This is a genomic window from Vibrio sp. 1401 (assembly GCF_033340295.1).
This window is the reverse complement of the sequence record NZ_JAWOWF010000006.1, coordinates 75,219-92,169: the sequence shown is the minus strand read 5'-3', so window position 1 is coordinate 92,169 and position 16,951 is coordinate 75,219. Positions and strand designations below refer to the sequence as shown.

The 16,951-nt window shown below is 42.5% G+C and carries 15 protein-coding genes and 1 other RNA gene; 9 read left to right on the top strand and 7 right to left on the bottom strand.

Annotated features, from left to right (window positions below; all coding sequences use genetic code 11):
- Positions 1 to 66: 66 nt before the first annotated feature.
- The 4 genes from dnaJ to grpE all read right to left on the bottom strand — a co-directional run bounded on the left by dnaJ (position 67) and on the right by grpE (position 5,970).
- On the bottom strand, positions 67 to 1,215 hold the full coding sequence (gene dnaJ / locus R7Z77_RS05305; RefSeq protein WP_005381620.1) for a molecular chaperone DnaJ: 1,149 nt from the start codon (positions 1,213 to 1,215) through the stop codon (positions 67 to 69).
- A 204-nt stretch (positions 1,216 to 1,419) separates the two neighbouring features.
- The gene (gene dnaK / locus R7Z77_RS05300; RefSeq protein WP_005381623.1) at positions 1,420 to 3,333 is read right to left on the bottom strand and encodes a molecular chaperone DnaK; all 1,914 of its coding nucleotides are present in this window, start codon (positions 3,331 to 3,333) and stop codon (positions 1,420 to 1,422) included.
- 348 nt (positions 3,334 to 3,681) lie between these two features.
- Complete coding sequence (locus R7Z77_RS05295; RefSeq protein WP_005381625.1) at positions 3,682 to 4,956, bottom strand: dicarboxylate/amino acid:cation symporter; 1,275 nt, start codon at positions 4,954 to 4,956, stop codon at positions 3,682 to 3,684.
- A 417-nt stretch (positions 4,957 to 5,373) separates the two neighbouring features.
- On the bottom strand, positions 5,374 to 5,970 hold the full coding sequence (gene grpE, locus R7Z77_RS05290; protein WP_021034134.1) for a nucleotide exchange factor GrpE: 597 nt from the start codon (positions 5,968 to 5,970) through the stop codon (positions 5,374 to 5,376).
- 146 nt (positions 5,971 to 6,116) lie between these two features.
- Here grpE and nadK point away from each other — a divergent pair, with 146 nt between their 5' ends.
- From nadK to bamE, 5 genes are all read left to right on the top strand, one after another.
- Positions 6,117 to 7,001 (top strand): NAD(+) kinase, encoded by an 885-nt coding sequence (nadK, locus tag R7Z77_RS05285; RefSeq protein ID WP_005381631.1) that lies wholly within the window; start codon positions 6,117 to 6,119, stop codon positions 6,999 to 7,001.
- 265 nt (positions 7,002 to 7,266) lie between these two features.
- Complete coding sequence (locus R7Z77_RS05280; protein ID WP_005383752.1) at positions 7,267 to 8,457, top strand: DUF3103 domain-containing protein; 1,191 nt, start codon at positions 7,267 to 7,269, stop codon at positions 8,455 to 8,457.
- Positions 8,458 to 8,622: 165 nt separating this feature from the next.
- Positions 8,623 to 10,287, top strand: coding sequence for a DNA repair protein RecN (recN, locus tag R7Z77_RS05275; protein WP_005383750.1), 1,665 nt, complete (start codon positions 8,623 to 8,625; stop codon positions 10,285 to 10,287).
- A gap of 21 nt (positions 10,288 to 10,308) precedes the next feature.
- Entirely contained in the window at positions 10,309 to 10,791 is a 483-nt protein-coding gene (locus tag R7Z77_RS05270) for a GNAT family N-acetyltransferase (RefSeq protein ID WP_005381636.1), read from the top strand.
- Between the two features lie 242 nt (positions 10,792 to 11,033).
- A complete protein-coding gene (gene bamE / locus R7Z77_RS05265) occupies positions 11,034 to 11,393 on the top strand; it encodes an outer membrane protein assembly factor BamE (protein ID WP_017820585.1) in 360 nt (119 codons plus the stop codon).
- Between the two features lie 101 nt (positions 11,394 to 11,494).
- On the opposite strand, the gene R7Z77_RS05260 is transcribed toward bamE, so the two are convergent.
- Together R7Z77_RS05260 and R7Z77_RS05255 are read right to left on the bottom strand one after the other, a co-directional pair.
- Positions 11,495 to 11,854 carry an RnfH family protein gene (locus tag R7Z77_RS05260; protein WP_005381640.1) on the bottom strand — a complete coding sequence of 120 codons (360 nt, stop codon included), beginning with the start codon at positions 11,852 to 11,854 and terminating at the stop codon, positions 11,495 to 11,497.
- On the bottom strand, positions 11,844 to 12,287 hold the full coding sequence (locus R7Z77_RS05255) for an SRPBCC family protein (protein ID WP_005381641.1): 444 nt from the start codon (positions 12,285 to 12,287) through the stop codon (positions 11,844 to 11,846). The genes R7Z77_RS05260 and R7Z77_RS05255 overlap by 11 nt, the downstream gene beginning before the upstream one ends.
- A 119-nt stretch (positions 12,288 to 12,406) precedes the next feature.
- On the opposite strand from R7Z77_RS05255, the gene smpB reads away from it, so the two are divergent.
- The 3 genes from smpB (at position 12,407) to R7Z77_RS05240 (ending at position 14,338) form a co-directional block, all read left to right on the top strand.
- Positions 12,407 to 12,892, top strand: a complete 486-nt coding sequence (gene smpB, locus R7Z77_RS05250; RefSeq protein WP_005381642.1) for an SsrA-binding protein SmpB — start codon at positions 12,407 to 12,409, stop codon at positions 12,890 to 12,892.
- Positions 12,893 to 12,958: 66 nt separating this feature from the next.
- Positions 12,959 to 13,326: a transfer-messenger RNA gene (ssrA, locus tag R7Z77_RS05245) on the top strand.
- A 526-nt stretch (positions 13,327 to 13,852) separates the two neighbouring features.
- Positions 13,853 to 14,338: a DUF6795 domain-containing protein gene (locus R7Z77_RS05240; RefSeq protein ID WP_064377308.1), complete on the top strand. Its 486-nt coding sequence runs from the start codon at positions 13,853 to 13,855 to the stop codon at positions 14,336 to 14,338.
- A gap of 683 nt (positions 14,339 to 15,021) precedes the next feature.
- Here the strand turns inward: R7Z77_RS05240 and R7Z77_RS05235 are convergent.
- Positions 15,022 to 15,585, bottom strand: coding sequence for a porin family protein (locus tag R7Z77_RS05235; RefSeq protein ID WP_005381668.1), 564 nt, complete (start codon positions 15,583 to 15,585; stop codon positions 15,022 to 15,024).
- A gap of 398 nt (positions 15,586 to 15,983) precedes the next feature.
- Between R7Z77_RS05235 and R7Z77_RS05230 the strand changes: the two genes are divergently transcribed.
- Positions 15,984 to 16,862 (top strand): LysR family transcriptional regulator, encoded by an 879-nt coding sequence (locus R7Z77_RS05230; protein WP_213967875.1) that lies wholly within the window; start codon positions 15,984 to 15,986, stop codon positions 16,860 to 16,862.
- The last annotated feature ends 89 nt before the right edge of the window (positions 16,863 to 16,951 follow it).

The window sequence follows — 16,951 nt, the reverse complement described above, 5'->3', positions numbered from 1 at the left end:
GAACACCGAGATGCAAAAAGGCCTGCATTTTAGCAGGCCTTTGTATGTGTGCTTTTCGCTAACGTCTTAGCTGGTTAAATCATCAAAGAACTTTTTCACACCGTTGAAAAAGCCTTCTGATTTAGGCTTGTGCTTTGTCGCCGCTTCACCACCACAAGACTCTTCAAACTCTTTGAGCAGTTCTTTTTGGCGTGAGCTTAGATTTACTGGTGTTTCGACAACCAACTTCACAATAAGATCACCAACACCGCCACCGCGAACGCCTTTCACACCTTTACCACGCATACGGAACATACGACCTGTTTGCGTTTCTGAAGGCACTTTTAGGCTTACGCGACCATCTAGGGTTGGTACTTCAACTTCACCACCTAGAGCTGCCATCGCAAAGCTTACTGGCACTTCACAGTATAGGTTGTTGCCATCACGCTCGAAGATATGGTGCTCTTTCACGTGCACTTGTACATACAAGTCGCCAGCAGGCGCCCCCATTTCTCCCGCTTCACCTTCGCCAGATAGGCGAATACGATCGCCAGTATCAACACCTGCCGGGATCTTAACGTTAAGTGTTTTTGTTTTCTGCTTACGACCTTGACCATGACACTCATTACAAGGGTCTTTAATGATTTTACCTTTGCCGTGACAGGTAGGACAGGTTTGTTGCACTGCGAAGAAGCCCTGGCGCATCTGTACTTGACCATGACCATGACAGGTACCACATGTTTCAGCAGATGAACCTTTCTTCGCGCCACTACCATCACAGGTATCACAGTGTACTAGTGTCGGTACTTCGATCTCCTTCGTTACACCACGAACCGCTTCTTCTAGCGTCAATTCCATGTTGTAACGTAGGTCAGCACCTCGCTGGGCACGGTGGCCACCACCGCCACGACGACCACCACCAAAGATGTCACCGAATACATCGCCAAAGATGTCGCCGAAATCAGCACCGCCGCCGCCAAAGCCGCCGCCACCGAAACCACCGCCGCCTTGTTCAAAAGCAGCATGACCGTATTGGTCGTACGCCGCTTTCTTTTGAGGGTCGGTCAGAACTTCGTACGCTTCTTTTACTTCTTTAAACTTGTCCGCCGCAGAATCATCACCCTGGTTTCGGTCTGGGTGGAATTTCATCGCTAGACGCTTATACGCCTTTTTGATATCGCGCTCTGAGGCATCACGGCTTACGCCTAATACTTCGTAAAAATCACGTTTTGACATGTTCTTCGTCACCAGTTAATTACTACAAACGGCATCGATTCACCGCTTGGTGTTTGTATCGTTCTAGGTAAGTGCACTTGTCTGCAACATACTTAACTAGAAAGACAGCGTTTACAAACAGACGGGCGTAAGAGTTGCCCCAAACGCCCGCACACGAAGTCTTATCGACCCCAGATGGCTATGCAGCCATCTGGTTAAGAAATATTATTTCTTGTCGTCTTTAACTTCTTCGAACTCAGCATCTACAACGTCGTCTTCTTTAGACTGTGCACCTGCGTCAGCACCTTGTGCTTGCTGCGCTTGAGCTTGTTGTTGAGCGATTTCCATCAGCTTTTGAGAAGCAGTCATTAGTGCTTGAACTTTAGCATCGATAGCTTCTTTGTCTTCGCCTTTACGTGCTGTTTCTAGCTCAGAAATTGCTGCTTCAATCTTCTCTTTCTCTTCTGCAGGTAGCGCTTCACCAGCTTCTTCTACTTGCTTACGAGTACCGTGAATCATTTGGTCAGCTTGGTTACGTGCAGTCGCTAGCTCTTCGAACTTCTTGTCCGCTTCTTTGTTAGCTTCTGCTTCTTGAACCATTTTCTCGATGTCTTCATCGCTTAGACCGCCAGAAGCTTGGATAGTGATCTTCTGCTCTTTACCAGTCTGCTTGTCTTTCGCAGACACGTGTAGGATACCATCCGCATCAAGGTCAAACGTAACCTCGATTTGTGGCATACCACGTGGTGCAGGCTGGATGCCTTCTAGGTTAAATTGGCCTAGAGACTTGTTGTACATCGCTTGCTTACGCTCACCTTGTAGAACGTGGATAGTTACCGCGCTCTGGTTGTCTTCCGCTGTAGAGAAAACTTGGTTCGCTTTAGTTGGGATAGTTGTGTTCTTCTCAACTAACTTAGTCATCACGCCACCCATTGTCTCGATACCTAGAGACAGTGGAGTTACGTCTAGTAGTAGTACGTCTTTAACGTCACCAGCAAGTACACCACCTTGAACTGCAGCACCCATTGCTACTGCTTCGTCAGGGTTTACGTCACGGCGCGCTTCTTTACCAAAGAACTCAGCAACTTTCGCTTGAACCATTGGCATACGAGTCTGACCACCAACTAGGATTACGTCAGTGATGTCGTTTACTGATAGGTCAGCATCAGCTAAAGCTACTTTTAATGGCTCAAGAGAGCGTTGTACTAGGTCTTCAACTAGAGATTCTAGTTTTGCACGAGTCACTTTAATGTTCATGTGCTTAGGACCAGTTGCATCTGCAGTAACGTAAGGTAGGTTTACGTCTGTTTGAGAAGTAGAAGAAAGCTCGATTTTCGCTTTCTCTGCTGCTTCTTTAACACGCTGCATTGCTAGTGGGTCGTTCTTAAGGTTGATGCCTTGCTCTTTGTTGAACTCATCAACCAAGTAGTTGATTAGACGGTTATCAAAGTCTTCACCACCTAGGTGAGTATCACCGTTAGTTGCTAAAACTTCGAATGTTTTCTCGCCTTCAACTTCATCAATTTCGATGATTGAAATATCGAATGTACCACCACCAAGGTCGTATACCGCGATAGTGCGATCGCCGCCTTTCTTATCTAGACCGTAAGCTAGTGCAGCTGCCGTTGGTTCGTTGATGATACGTTTAACTTCTAGACCTGCGATACGGCCAGCATCTTTTGTCGCTTGACGCTGAGCATCGTTAAAGTAAGCAGGTACTGTGATAACTGCGCCAGTTACTTCCTCACCAAGGAAGTCTTCAGCAGTTTTCTTCATTTTCTTAAGAACTTCAGCAGAAACCTGAGGAGCTGCCATTTTTTGGCCTTTCGCTTCTACCCAAGCATCACCGTTGTCAGCCTTAACGATTTTGTAAGGCATGATTTCGATGTCACGCTGAACTTCTTCGTCTTCAAAACGACGACCGATTAGACGCTTAATTGCAAATAGCGTGTTTTCTGGGTTAGTTACTGCTTGACGTTTCGCTGGTTGACCTACTAGCGTCTCACCGTCAGTGTAAGCAATAACCGATGCAGTAGTACGTTCGCCCTCTGCGTTTTCAATTACACGTGGTTTGTCGCCGTCTAATACAGCAACACATGAGTTAGTAGTACCTAAGTCAATACCAATGATTTTACCCATCTGGCTATCTCCGAATAAATTCTATTTTCGTTTGGTTATAACCCCAATGTGGGGGGAGGAGAATCGGGTTTCAACCCTTGCTCACAAACAAAAATAATCAATGTTTGCTTCTCTATGCCACATAGATAAGGGCGGCAAAATGCTTTTCAAGGGCAGAATTAAAAAAAAAGCGTCTTTTTTCGAAATTTATGTGTTTCTTTCTGATTAGTTGGGAACTCGTCACACTGCTGTAGCGCAACAAAACGTCATTTCCCAGATAAATTTATTTATGTCCGACTCTTCCTAAATAAAAAACGAGCTCATAAGAGCTCGCTTCAATATTAGGGTTAAAATAAATTATTCAAGGTATTAGGCGTTCGCTTGAGCAGGCTCAGCATCAACACCTTCTTCTTTACCTATCTCACCTTCTGTTTTTGCAACAATGGTGTTCACTGCCGTGTCGCCGACAACGTTAGATGATGTACAGAACATATCATTTATACGGTCGACCGCTGCAATGATTGCTAAACCTTCAGGTGGTAAACCTAGTTGGTGAAGCAAAACGCCTACCATTACCACGCCGCCCCCAGGAACGCCGCCAGCACCAATAGATAACAGAAGAATAGTTAAGCCAAGTGTGAAGATGTCTGCGGTGTTAATTGGCTGGCCAAAAGCGTTCGCAACAAACATCGTTGCTAGAGCAATATAGATAGACACACCAGACATATTCATCGTTGCGCCCAGTGGTACACCGAAGCCAGCAACCGATTTAGAGACCTGAAGCTTTTCTGTCAGTGTGCGCATCGTTACCGGGATAGTCGCGTTTGAGCTCGCGGTAGATAGAGAGAAAAGAATCTGCTCACGAGTTGCACGTAGGAAAGTCTTTGGAGAAGTTCCTGTCGCAATACTCACTGCCATTGGGTAGAAGAAGAAGATCCAGAACACCAACATCGCAACCACCAAAGCCACGTAACCGGCAACGGACATTAATGTATTGGCGTTTAGCGTTGCACCTAGTTGAATCATTAGTGCGAACACACCATATGGTGCAAGACTCATCACTAATCCAACCAATTTCATCATGATTTCATTTGCCATTTTGAATGTGCGAATAGCTGGGCCACCACGAGAATCCAAAGCTTGAATTGCAAGCCCCGTCAAAATTGCCATAAAGATGATTTGCAGCATGTCGCCGCTAGCAAACGCTTGTACAGGATTGCTAGGAACAATGTTAACAACTAAAGAGAAAATGTCCGGCGTCTCTGTCGTTGTCAGCTGTACAGCCTCAGATACCGTTCCTGCTAGATTAGCGCCCGCTCCTGGCTGGAAGATCAAGCCGACAGTCAAAGCCGCCGTAATCGCAATGATGGTGTTAAGAATGTAAAGGGTAAAAGTTTTTCCACCAAGACGACCAAATGCACTGATGTCTTTCAAGTCAACAATGCCGCATACGATTGAAACGTAAACTAAAGGAACAACAAGCAATTTGATCAGTGAGACGAACATGCCGCCAACACCTTCTGCTGCTCCAAGTAGGTATGTATCAAAAATCGCAATACCGCTAAATAAGTACTGAATTGCTGTCCCCAGCACAAGGCCGGCAAACAAGCCTATAAAAATCTTACTAGAAAGCGATTTATCCATTATAAATCTCCGATATGTTGTGTTTACTATTTACATTTTTGTAGTTATATATGCTTACTTTTAAAGCATTAGTCGCAAATCATACACACCGAAGTTACAAAATAAAGTGATAATTTACATTTTTGTTAACGACATTGTTTTAGAAAAAATGACTATATTTACATTCCTATGCAGAACAAATATTCACACAACGAATGATTACAATCACTTATAGCCCTTTCCGTTAATAAACACGCAGCGAGATGAGAGAAAATCTCCTATAGGAAAATAATTAACCAATAGGAAAAAATATGAAGGGGATCAAATTTTCATTTATCGATATACAACGAAGTTCGATGCAGTCATTTATGTTTAAAACAAAAAAGCGCCCATCAAAAATGATGGGCGCTTTTATATTTAAAAAACAGGTAGTTAAAGTTACTTAGCAACCATTACCATTGCCGGACGAATCACACGGCCGTTTAGTTCGTAACCTTTTTGCATAACAAACATAACAGTGTTTGATTCATGATCAGGGCTCTCCTGAATCGACATCGCTTGATGGAACTCTGGATTGAATGCTTCACCTTCAGGGTTGATTGCTTTCAAGCCAAATTTCGCTACAACGTCTACAAACGTTTTATGTGTTAGTTCAACGCCTTCTAGGAACGGCTTCACAGTTTCATTCTCTGTATCTGCCGCTTGAATTGCACGCTCTAGGTTATCAATAACAGGAAGCAGCTCTTCTGCAAACTTGTTCAACGCAAACTTACGTGCTTTATCGATCTCTTGCTCAGTGCGACGACGCATGTTTTCTACTTCAGCTTTAGAACGCAACACCGCATCTTGTTGCTCTTTTACTTTTGCCTCGCTAGACAATAGTGCCGCTTCTAGTTGAGCAATCTTAGCGTCTGTCTCATCACCAAGCTCTTCAAGCTCAGCTTCAACTTCTTGTGCTTCAGCTTCTACTTTTTCAGCCTCTTCGATGATTTGATCAAGCTCTTCTTCTGTAACTTTGTTTTCTTCGTTGCTCATGATATCTCCAGAATTCAACATAATGCCCTTAAAGCCATGCGCGTTTTTGCGGGCTTTAACCACATAAAAATTCGCATATTTAGGTGACTTGCCATTATTATGGGGATGAAGATTCCTGATTCAAGCCTCTTTAATGCGGAAATGCTATGAAAAATCCATGTAACGTGATCGCGATTATCGGAAAACCAAGAGATCAACAAGCAATTCAAACTCATAAAGAGTTGTACCAATGGTTGACCTCTGAGGGCTATAAAGTATTCATTGACGATCGCCTTGCCGCAATACTGGATGATATCCCACAGAGTCAGTTTGCTAGCTTAGTTGAACTAGGAAAAAATGCCGATCTAGCCATTGTGGTTGGTGGCGATGGCAACATGCTAGGTGCAGCAAGAATTTTATCCCGATTTGATGTACCAGTTATAGGCGTGAACCGTGGAAATCTGGGCTTCTTAACTGACTTGAACCCAGACGACTTCCAAGCGTCTCTGCAAGCGGTACTCGACGGTGAGTATATTGAAGAGGAGCGTTTTCTTTTAGAGGCGGAAGTACACCGCCACGGACAAATAAAGAGTCATAACGCTGCGCTAAACGAAGCCGTACTTCACCCAGGGCAAATTGCCCATATGATTGAATTTGAAGTGTACATAGATGAAAGCTTCGCCTTCTCTTTACGGGCCGACGGTTTGATTGTCTCCACTCCGACTGGCTCGACGGCATATTCACTTTCTGGCGGCGGCCCAATTCTTTCTCCTAGCTTGAATGCCATTTCACTCGTGCCAATGTTCCCGCATACATTGTCGAGTCGACCTTTGGTGGTTGATGGAAAACGTCGAATTAAATTGGTGGTATCACCAGAAAACCGTGGAACACAAGAAGTTAGCTGTGATGGACAAGTCTCACTTCCAGTTACCCCTGGCGACGAAATTCACATCTATCAAAGTCCAAATGTACTAAAGCTCATCCATCCAAAAGACTACAGCTACTATCACGTCTTACGGAATAAGCTTGGCTGGTCTAGTAAATTGTTCTAACACTTGTTACTCAGGGTAATAACTTCAATAAAAAAGCCAGCAGCTCAATTGCTACTGGCTTTTGGCTTTCTTAGACAAGAAATAGACACAAAGTAGTGAGGCGACACGATATTTGTCATCATTAAAGAGAAGCTTATAAATTTTGATCCTGTGGGCAAACTTTACACAAAAGATAGAAAAGCAAATTCAATGATCTATGTCCGGTGATATTCTCACCATGAATAGAGTATTAACTCTATTTCATACAATCAATAAAGGACATATTATGAAGAAAACCATCATTCTGTCTGTTCTCAGTACATTAGCACTTATTGGCTGCCAATCAGAGGAAACGCAAGTCAACAGTGTGTCCAATGCAAAAGCGGAAGATATCACTAAGACGAAACGGGCCCTAGCTCAACAATTGAGTGAGAATTATGCTGCCATTGAACCCATGCTGAGAAGAGATATTACTCCGCAACAGACTAACGTGTCTGTATCAGCATTTGTTAAGCAAAACCCTAACTCAGAGTTCAGCCGCCAGCTTGTACAAGCTGACACTCAAATTCGTAGCTGGAAAGGTATTTCTGAATACTCTGATCAGTTGTTAGAAGTTCGCTTGGCAAATGAAGCCATGATAACAGCATGGCAAAGTGGCGAGGTCGAGCCATTATTTGCATTTGAACCAAGTGGTGATGATGAGAATTGGCAATACATCGAAGCATTTGATGTTTATGGCAACATCCATCAACTCGATGTTTACCAGCTCCCTGAGGTACCTGTACTTGTCGTTGATAACAATAGCTCTGCAGAGCTAAAAGCAGGCTTGCAAGCTATGCAAGCTGAGATGAAAAAACTCGGTCAACCAGCTTTAGTTCAACCATATATTGCTGATGAACAACGCCAAAATACACCGCTATTGTCAAGTAGCGCAGTGGGCGAAGCGGCTCCAATTCAAACCACGCAGTTGAAAAAGATCCGTCTAGCCGATGACAAAGAACCTTGGATCTCTGGCAAGGCAGAAATCTACGCTATCGTAACGGGCGTCAATCCAAGTCGTGATGAACCTACTCTCGATTTGGTGGAGCTTCCATACTTAGACTACGATAACCAAGATTACTATCCAAATCAGATCATTATTCACTGGTCTCGTTACCGCTGGGGTGCGGCAGACATTGTGCTCATGGAGCAAGATGACGGCACAGACTATAAACAATTGGCAAAACTCCTTGTTCAAGTTGCCGAAGAAGTATTGAAAGCGATTCCAGATCCAGAAGTTCAGGCTTACGCGATTATTCCGCAAATCACGAACAAGATCATCGACACTATCCCCGATGGTGTACTCACGAATGATGATGACTTCGTCGACGTTTACTACACTCTAATGCAAGATACTTCATACGTAGATCACCCAGGTGCAGGTGTGAATGCAGTCGTCACACTAGAACCACTAACGATTAACCCAACTCGTCCGTAACCTGTTCAATTTTAATGAGTCGTTGTAATCACATCGGCTCATTTTTCCCACTTCATCACAAAAAACAGCCTACAAAGAAAATTTTCCCTACCTGACTTTACTGTATAAGGGAACAGTATATACTGTTCCCTTATACAGTATTGTTCAGTTATACAGGTAAATAAAATGCTGGCTCATCTAAGTGTTAATAATTTTGCGATTGTTAAGTCTTTACAACTCGAGCTTTCTAAGGGCATGACCACCATTACAGGTGAAACAGGCGCGGGTAAATCCATTGCTATCGATGCTTTAGGGCTCTGCTTAGGCGGACGAGCCGATGCCGGCATGGTGCGACAAGGTGAAGAGAAAACCGAAGTTAGCGCCGCTTTTTTATTGGACAACAACTTACATGCAACACGTTGGTTAGAAGATAACGATCTGCTAGATGGCAGTGAGTGTATTTTGCGTCGTATTATCACAAAAGAAGGCCGCTCAAGAGCCTTCATTAATGGCAGCCCTGTTCCACTATCACAACTCAAATCTCTAGGGCAGCTACTTATCAATATCCATGGGCAGCACGCTCATCATCAATTGATGAAAAGTGAGCACCAAATGGCCATGCTCGACCAATATGCTGGGCATTTAAACCTACTAAAAAGCACACGAAGTGCTTACCAGCATTGGCGTCAGGCGGATAATAACCTCAAGCAGCTAAAAGAAAATAGCCAGCAAAACCAGGCGCAAAAACAGTTGCTTGAATACCAAATCAAAGAACTGAATGAGTTATCGCTAGGTGAAGAAGAATTTGCAGAGCTCGAGCAAGAGCATAAACGACTATCCAACAGTGGTGAACTCGCCACTACCTGTCAGCAAGCCATCGAACTTATTTACGAAGGTGAAGAAGTCAATGCGCTTGGTATTTTGCAATCGGCCAATCACTCCCTAATTCAATTAGCCGAATTAGATGAAAAGCTATCTGAGCTACCTAACATGCTGTCAGAAGCGATGATTCAACTTGAAGAAACGAAGAATGAATTACGCAGCTACTTAGATGGCATCGATGTTGATCCAGCTCGTATGGCTTATGTAGAAGAACGTTTTTCTAAAGTGATGTCTGTAGCTCGTAAACACCACGTAATGCCAGAAGAACTCTACCAGCATCATCAAGATCTTCTGGCCCAAGTAGAAGCGTTAGATTGCTCCGATGAACGTTTAGATGAACTTGCTCAAGAAGTAGAACACAAGTACCAAAGCTTTCTAACACAAGCAGAAAAACTGCACAAATCACGCAGCCGTTACGCAAAAGAACTGAACAAACTGATCACACAAAGCATGCACGAATTGAGCATGGAGAAAGCAGTATTCAGTATCGAAGTTAGCAATGACAACACGCACCCATCGCCGCTTGGCATGGACAGCGTGTGCTTCTTAGTATCGACCAACCCGGGACAACCATTGCAACCTATAGCAAAAGTTGCGTCAGGCGGTGAGCTATCACGTATCTCTCTAGCTATCCAAGTGATCACCGCTCAGAAAGTAGATACACCAAGTTTAATCTTCGATGAAGTGGACGTAGGTATTAGTGGCCCAACAGCTGCCGTAGTGGGCAAAATGCTACGCAAGCTTGGCGAATCTACTCAAGTATTGTGTGTCACTCACCTCCCTCAAGTTGCCGGATGCGGCCATCAACAAATGTTTGTTGCTAAGCAAACCAAAGCAGGCCAAACCGAAACCCAAATGCACGCATTAGATGAACAACAACGTGTGGCAGAATTAGCTCGCTTACTTGGTGGTAGTCAAATAACCGACTCAACGTTGGCAAACGCAAAAGAACTGCTTATCGCCGCTTAATAAATCGACAAGGGATGAGATATGGATATCAGAGCAATACACAAAACCAACTGCTTAGATCTCATCCCTATTTTTATTGAGTTAGAACATTACTACTTCAAAGAAAAAGCTTCATCAAAACACGATCTGGTCCATTATCTAAAGAGCCAAGTCTTCTCTGAACATTCTGGTGTTAATATCATTGCGGTTTACGATAATGATGACGTCGTAGGCTTTGCATCTTATACCGTCATGTTCCCTGCCCCAAAACTCTCAGGGCAGATGTACTTAAAAGATCTGTTCGTATCTTCGAAGGTTCGAGGAAAAGGGGTTGGTCTCAAGTTAATGAAGTATCTGGCATCTTTGGCGATCAAGTGTGGATGCCAAAGGTTGGACTGGACAGCTGAAAGTAGTAACCCTACCGCAGGTCAGTTTTACCGCTCAATTGGTGCAACACTAATTCATGAAAAAGAGTATTATCGTTTTTCAGGTGATGCATTACGCGAATTCGCCAAAACCGACTAACGAGTCACTAGGCTTTGCTCACCGCTGAAAGCGTCCATCACCCTACTTCCGATTGAAATTTGCTCTTCGTCACCTAACTAATACGTCATGTGGTGACATTTACCGCCTAATATCGGTGAATAAATGCAACTCAACTCAAAATTCGTTGTCAGATTGTCTACCATACGACGCATAGCTTTTTACATCTGCGTCGAGCTTGTTTATTATCAGCGCAGTATTTTAAAGGTTACTAAGAAATTATTATGCAATTAAAGAAGTGGTTAGTTGCCGTACCATTAGCAATGACATTGCTGACAGGATGTTCGGTATTGGAAAGACTGGTTTATCGTATTGATATCAACCAAGGCAACTATGTAGAACAAAGTGCGGTTGATAAATTAAAGTTTGGGATGACTAAAGCACAGGTTCGCTTCGTATTAGGGTCGCCAATGCTTATTGAAAACGGCTATCCAAACACTTGGTATTACATCTATCATCATACTCCTGGCCATGGCGAACCAGTACAGAAAGATCTGATTGTAAACTTTAATGACCAAGGCACACTCGCAGACATCAGTGGTGACTTTCCAAAAAGTGACGCATTTTACGAGCAAATTCAGTAAACTGACTTTTGCAAAAAAACCTCCCGTTTGGGAGGTTTTTTATTATATAGAAATCACGTTAGTCAAACTTTGAGTAACTCACATGAGCTATTGGGTTTATATTAATCCTGCTTATTTTTACGTACAGAACTAGGCTTGCCACCGGTGACTGGGTCTGCACTCCCCTCGGCTTTAGCCTGCTCCGCCCGTTTACGGCGAATCTCTTTCGGATCGGCGAGTAACGGACGATAAATCTCTATTCGATCTCGATCTCGAACGGTCGCATCTAACTTCACGTTACGACTAAACACACCCACTTTGTTCTTGGACAAATCAATTTCAGGGTACAACTCCAATACACCGGATTGTCGAATGATCTCTTCTACCGTTGCGTGATTATTTACCACTAAGTTAAATACACGCTGTTCATGAGGAAGAGCATAGACAACCTCAACGTGAATCATATCTGACTCAATACTCATAACACTCGTAGACCTGTTTTGCGCGTTTAGTAAATGCATTTACCATATTACTAGTAAGCTCGTTAAAAATCTTACCGAAGGCCATCTCAATCATTTTACTTGAGAATTCAAACTCAAGCTTTAGTTCAACCTTGCAAGCTTGTTCATCTAGCGCGGTAAAAATCCAACCACCACGCAACGTCTTAAACGGGCCATCCACCAAGTTCATCATAATTGCCTGACCGGGGATCAACTCATTTGAAGTCGTAAACGTTTTGCTGATTCCAGCCTTCGCCACATCGACAGAAGCCACCATACCATTCCCCGAAGACTCAATGATTCTAGAGCCCGAGCAACCAGGCAGAAATTCAGGGTATTTAGCAACATCATTAACCAGATTGAACATCTGTTCGGCGCTAAAAGACACAAGCGCAGAACGGCTGACTTGCTTCATACATACTCCTATCGATACATGTACAGATTTAAAGCTACTCGCCAATTTTACTTTTATTCCACGATTGCGCAAATAAAAGGATTTCCTATCCGATATCCAACCCGTATAATGACGCTATTATGGCAAAGAAAAAAACGAAACAAAAAGCGGGTAGCAATACTATCGCGCTGAATAAAAAAGCTCGCCACGAGTATTTCATCGATGATGAAATCGAAGCTGGCTTGGAGCTCCAAGGTTGGGAAGTGAAAGCCCTTCGCCAAGGTAAAGCCAATATTTCTGAAAGTTACGTATTTATGCGTGACGGTGAAGCCTTTGTGAGTGGCATGACAATCACTCCTTTAAATCAGGCATCGACACACGTTGTGGCGAACCCTACACGTGTGCGTAAACTACTAATGAGTCGTCGTGAGCTGGATAATCTATTCGGACGTGTAAACCGTGAAGGTATGACATTAACGGCCCTCTCACTGTACTGGTCTCGCTCTTGGGTGAAACTAAAAATTGGCGTAGCAAAAGGTAAAAAGCTGCACGATAAACGTACGGATCTAAAAGAAAAAGACTGGGCAAGAGAAAAAGCACGCGTAATGAAGAGCGCGCTGCGTTAATCTTGACCACTTAAACGCATAGTACTGGACAGCCAATGCTTTTCTGTTACTATGCGAATATTACCTGGGGCTGATTTAGGATTCGACGGGAATTCAGAAGTCTGAGGTGCATGCCGAGGTGCGGTAGGCCTCGTTAACAAACCGCAAAAAAATAGTCGCAAACGACGAAAACTACGCACTAGCAGCTTAATAACCTGCTAAGAGCTCTCTCGCCCTAGCTTCCGCACGTAAGACGGGGATCAACGAGGGATCAAACCCAAACGCGCTAGCCCGGATTCTCCCGCCTGAGAGATGAACGGCGAATTTTAATTCAGGCTAGTCATTCATTAGCGTGTCGGTTCGCAGGTGGGTGGCGAAATTAAAGATCGACTAAGCATGTAGTACCAATGATGAACGGTTTTCGGACGCGGGTTCAACTCCCGCCAGCTCCACCAAACGTTTGGAAAAGGCCACCCTCGGGTGGCCTTTTTTGTATCAACTAAAATAGTCTCTTTTTTCAAACATTCATGCTTTCTGAAATCTTACTACATGGATTACCGCATACCTTTGGCCCATGTAGGTTTACAAACTCGTTGAGTATTAATCAGTAAACAAGAAGTTCATAAGTACTAATCAAAAAGGCAGAGAGCATGGTACTAAAAGCCCTGTAACTTAAAAGTCTTCTGCTTACCTATCCTTTCTAAGAGATAACTAGATCTAAGTCTAAAGTCTATACTCATCTCCCTCGATGAATTGATTGATGTATTCATTGTTAGTCCCTACTCGCTTGTTTCATTACAACTCTATAGATGTAATGACTACAAACAGTAGTTACAAAAAATAATGTAACTCTAATCACAAAGTAACCTTAGATATTGAACAGAAACACAACATATATAGATTTTTAAATTTCAAAATGAAAATATTGTTGTGAAAAATTAAGTTGCTGGAATTATTACAGTCATATTAGTGAGCATTGTAATGAATTTTGAAGAAAGTAAATTGAATGACGAACACGTTAATCAATACACACCGCAAATCAATGGTGTGTTAACAAAGAAAGGAAAACCCCTTAGTAGTCTGAAGGTTAGCCTTAGTATTGGTTTAAGCACGTCAGGGAAATCAATAGACTTATCAACATTCACAGACAGTACTGGTCGCTTTGAGTTTTCTCCAGTCTATGAAAATAAAAACATCATAAGCACTCCTCTTATTGAACACTATGTAACTATTGTTTTAGTCGCAGAACTCAGCAATGATGAAAGTACTATTATTTGGGAAGGAAGCTTTGATGGTTATAAAATAGAGGATTACGTAAAAAATAACATGGCTAACCTTGCTTGTGACACTGAGAACCCTCTTAAGTACTTTGCTTTTTCAATTGATGATGAAGAAAACGATGACTACTACGTGAACAGCCAATGTAACTTATTTGGTTATATAGACTCTGACTTGTATGGAAATTAAATAATGCACTCATGATGCAACTCCAGTTCCTATGTCTCCTCTTTGGCCATTCATTCACGGGGGCATTGAGTATCGGTTAGAAGGAGGTTCTGGTATCGACTTCCACGCTCATGGACTAGAAAAAAATCTGTTCCGGGTTATGTCAATAACGCTACAAGTAATGAGTGATCGGCACTACAATCTAAGCCTTAAACTTATCTAGAACGCAACGTATTTCTTGACTTCAACAATAGATATAACGCTCGGATGACTGATGGTTGGGTAAGTAAAATAGTCTCTTCAACTTTGACTTTACTAAGAATTTCAGGTCTGGGTCATATAATACAACAGATGCGACCGTAGGCCTTGCTACTTGGGTTCAATTAGCTAATTTCAGAGCTAAAAAATGAACGTAACGAACACGTACGCGGTATTATAGGCCACATAAATGTAATGTCAGGCAATGCGGAAATTAACCTATCTAATATTACTTGTAGAGCAATAAAGCTTTGTTTTTCAAGGTTAGTAAAAAGGCTAGACAGTCATGCTAGTAACGTATTAAATACCCTGGAGTAACAATAAAATAAATTAGCCATCGTTTTATATATACGCTTCATCGGTCTTAAATTATTTGAATGATAAATAATAAAAGTGCGAAGCTATTTTGCTTCGCACTTTTATTGAGTCCAGCACGGCTAACTATATTAGAAGCGATACTCTACACCTAGTGATGCTTGGTTAAAGTCTGTTTCCGTGTTTGCACCGTTCGCGACATTCTCCGCATTGAGTTCTACGTCGTACCACATATATTCTGCGTTAACTAAGAAGTTATCAGTAACTTTAAAACCCACACCGGCACCAGCGAATACACCTTCATCATCTTTGTTGCCTTGGAAGCCCGCAACGTTGTAATCCGTCGAGTACCACATTTGACCGCCTTTTGCGTAAAGGTCGACACGATCAGCAATGGGAGCGGTAACTTTTAGAGCCGCGGTATAGCCGTCCGTTTCGGCATTTGCTAGGTTATTACCATAGCTACCGAAATCAATGTAACCACCCTCCAACGCTAAGTAAGGATTAAAACGGTAACCAACTAAACCTTGAATAACATCGCTGTCATCATCAAAGTCATCTTGTCCATCAACTTTTAAGTAACCGTAGTTGGCGCCAACATACACACCATGATCGTTGGAGTCCGCAGCATGTGATAAAGTACTAAACGTTGCTAAAGAAAAAAGGCTAATCAAAGTAACAACATTGCTTTTCATTTCGTTCTCCTAATATAAGTTCCATTGAAGGTTCGAATAGTAAAGAGCAAATGCAATGCCAACTTTAAATTAATGAAAAATATATTTAATTTTATAGAATACTGACAATCCTCTAAAGATCGCCGAACAAAAATAGAAAAAAAGAGCTGTCTGTTTACTTTATATAAACAATACTAAATTGAGGTTAATCGCTGATGTGAAAAAGATTCTTGTTAATTTGTAGATTTTTCAAAGAAATTAAATAAACATCTAAAATACTCTTATAGATTAATCAGTCAAAAAATGCTTAGCTAGTTTTTATAAGAAAGGAAGCTAATCACACATACGTTGCATCTTACTTTGCTTCAAGCCATGAATATTCTACTCTTTGCCTAAGCAGAGTTTAATGGAACTGAAGTATGTTAAAAGGCAGTGAATACCCTTCTATTCGAGCATTAAGGACGTTTGTCGCGGTCTCTAATTACCTCAGTTTCTCTAAAGCAGCGGATGCACTATGTATTACGCAAAGCGCAGTAAGCAAACAAATCGCATCGCTGGAGCAATTGGTGGGTTTACCTTTAATACAAAGAGGGGCGAGTGGTATTGAGTTAACCGAAGAAGGCAAGCGTTATCTGCCGCAAGTCACAGAAGCTTTGGAGCTTATTCAGCATGCAACTGCCAACTTAATCCAGTCAGATTCAAAGCAAGAATTACTCACCGTGGACGTAACCCCTTCTTTTGCCAGTCTTTGGTTGATACCTAATATTGATGACTTCCACCAGCAACATCCTAACATCCGAGTAAGAGTCTGTACTGGGGATGGGAACGTCAAAGATTCGAGCAACGAAAGTGACTTACATATTCGCTGCCTTCCATTATCCACGCATTATGAATACAGCCACTTACTATGCGAAGAAATACTACTATTGGTCGGTACTAACGCTCCTGCACTCAAGAATGTGCACGCTGTTAGCGACTATCCGCTGATACCTCAAATCACTCGTCCTCAGTTGTGGGAGCAATTTAAGGCGGCACATGCAGTAGAATCAACCGTTACCTATCACTCTGTAGGCTTTGAACATTTTTACCTAGCTTACGAAGCCGTCAAAATGGGAAAAGGACTCGCCTTACTTCCTGATTTTATGGCGCAGAATTCTATTTTAAGAGGGGATATCCAACATATTCTCAACCTAACTTTACAGAGTGGTTATGGTTATTACGTGATGATCCCGAATTATCGCCTATCGGCTAAGAAAGTGGCGGCGTTTTACGAATGGTTGAAGAGCAAACTAAGCTAATATTGTTTTCTTGAAATGCTTTTGGTAAACCAAAACAACTCAAAGACTTCAGTATCTGTCTGCTCCAAATTGTGGCATTCTCATTAACA

Coding starts and splice junctions, on each gene's coding strand:
- dnaJ (WP_005381620.1), bottom strand. CDS start 1,215: ATGTCAAAACGTGATTTTTACGAAGTATTAGGCGTAAGCCGTGATGCC.
- dnaK (WP_005381623.1), bottom strand. CDS start 3,333: ATGGGTAAAATCATTGGTATTGACTTAGGTACTACTAACTCATGTGTT.
- R7Z77_RS05295 (WP_005381625.1), bottom strand. CDS start 4,956: ATGGATAAATCGCTTTCTAGTAAGATTTTTATAGGCTTGTTTGCCGGC.
- grpE (WP_021034134.1), bottom strand. CDS start 5,970: ATGAGCAACGAAGAAAACAAAGTTACAGAAGAAGAGCTTGATCAAATC.
- nadK (WP_005381631.1), top strand. CDS start 6,117: ATGAAAAATCCATGTAACGTGATCGCGATTATCGGAAAACCAAGAGAT.
- R7Z77_RS05280 (WP_005383752.1), top strand. CDS start 7,267: ATGAAGAAAACCATCATTCTGTCTGTTCTCAGTACATTAGCACTTATT.
- recN (WP_005383750.1), top strand. CDS start 8,623: ATGCTGGCTCATCTAAGTGTTAATAATTTTGCGATTGTTAAGTCTTTA.
- R7Z77_RS05270 (WP_005381636.1), top strand. CDS start 10,309: ATGGATATCAGAGCAATACACAAAACCAACTGCTTAGATCTCATCCCT.
- bamE (WP_017820585.1), top strand. CDS start 11,034: ATGCAATTAAAGAAGTGGTTAGTTGCCGTACCATTAGCAATGACATTG.
- R7Z77_RS05260 (WP_005381640.1), bottom strand. CDS start 11,854: ATGAGTATTGAGTCAGATATGATTCACGTTGAGGTTGTCTATGCTCTT.
- R7Z77_RS05255 (WP_005381641.1), bottom strand. CDS start 12,287: ATGAAGCAAGTCAGCCGTTCTGCGCTTGTGTCTTTTAGCGCCGAACAG.
- smpB (WP_005381642.1), top strand. CDS start 12,407: ATGGCAAAGAAAAAAACGAAACAAAAAGCGGGTAGCAATACTATCGCG.
- R7Z77_RS05240 (WP_064377308.1), top strand. CDS start 13,853: ATGAATTTTGAAGAAAGTAAATTGAATGACGAACACGTTAATCAATAC.
- R7Z77_RS05235 (WP_005381668.1), bottom strand. CDS start 15,585: ATGAAAAGCAATGTTGTTACTTTGATTAGCCTTTTTTCTTTAGCAACG.
- R7Z77_RS05230 (WP_213967875.1), top strand. CDS start 15,984: ATGTTAAAAGGCAGTGAATACCCTTCTATTCGAGCATTAAGGACGTTT.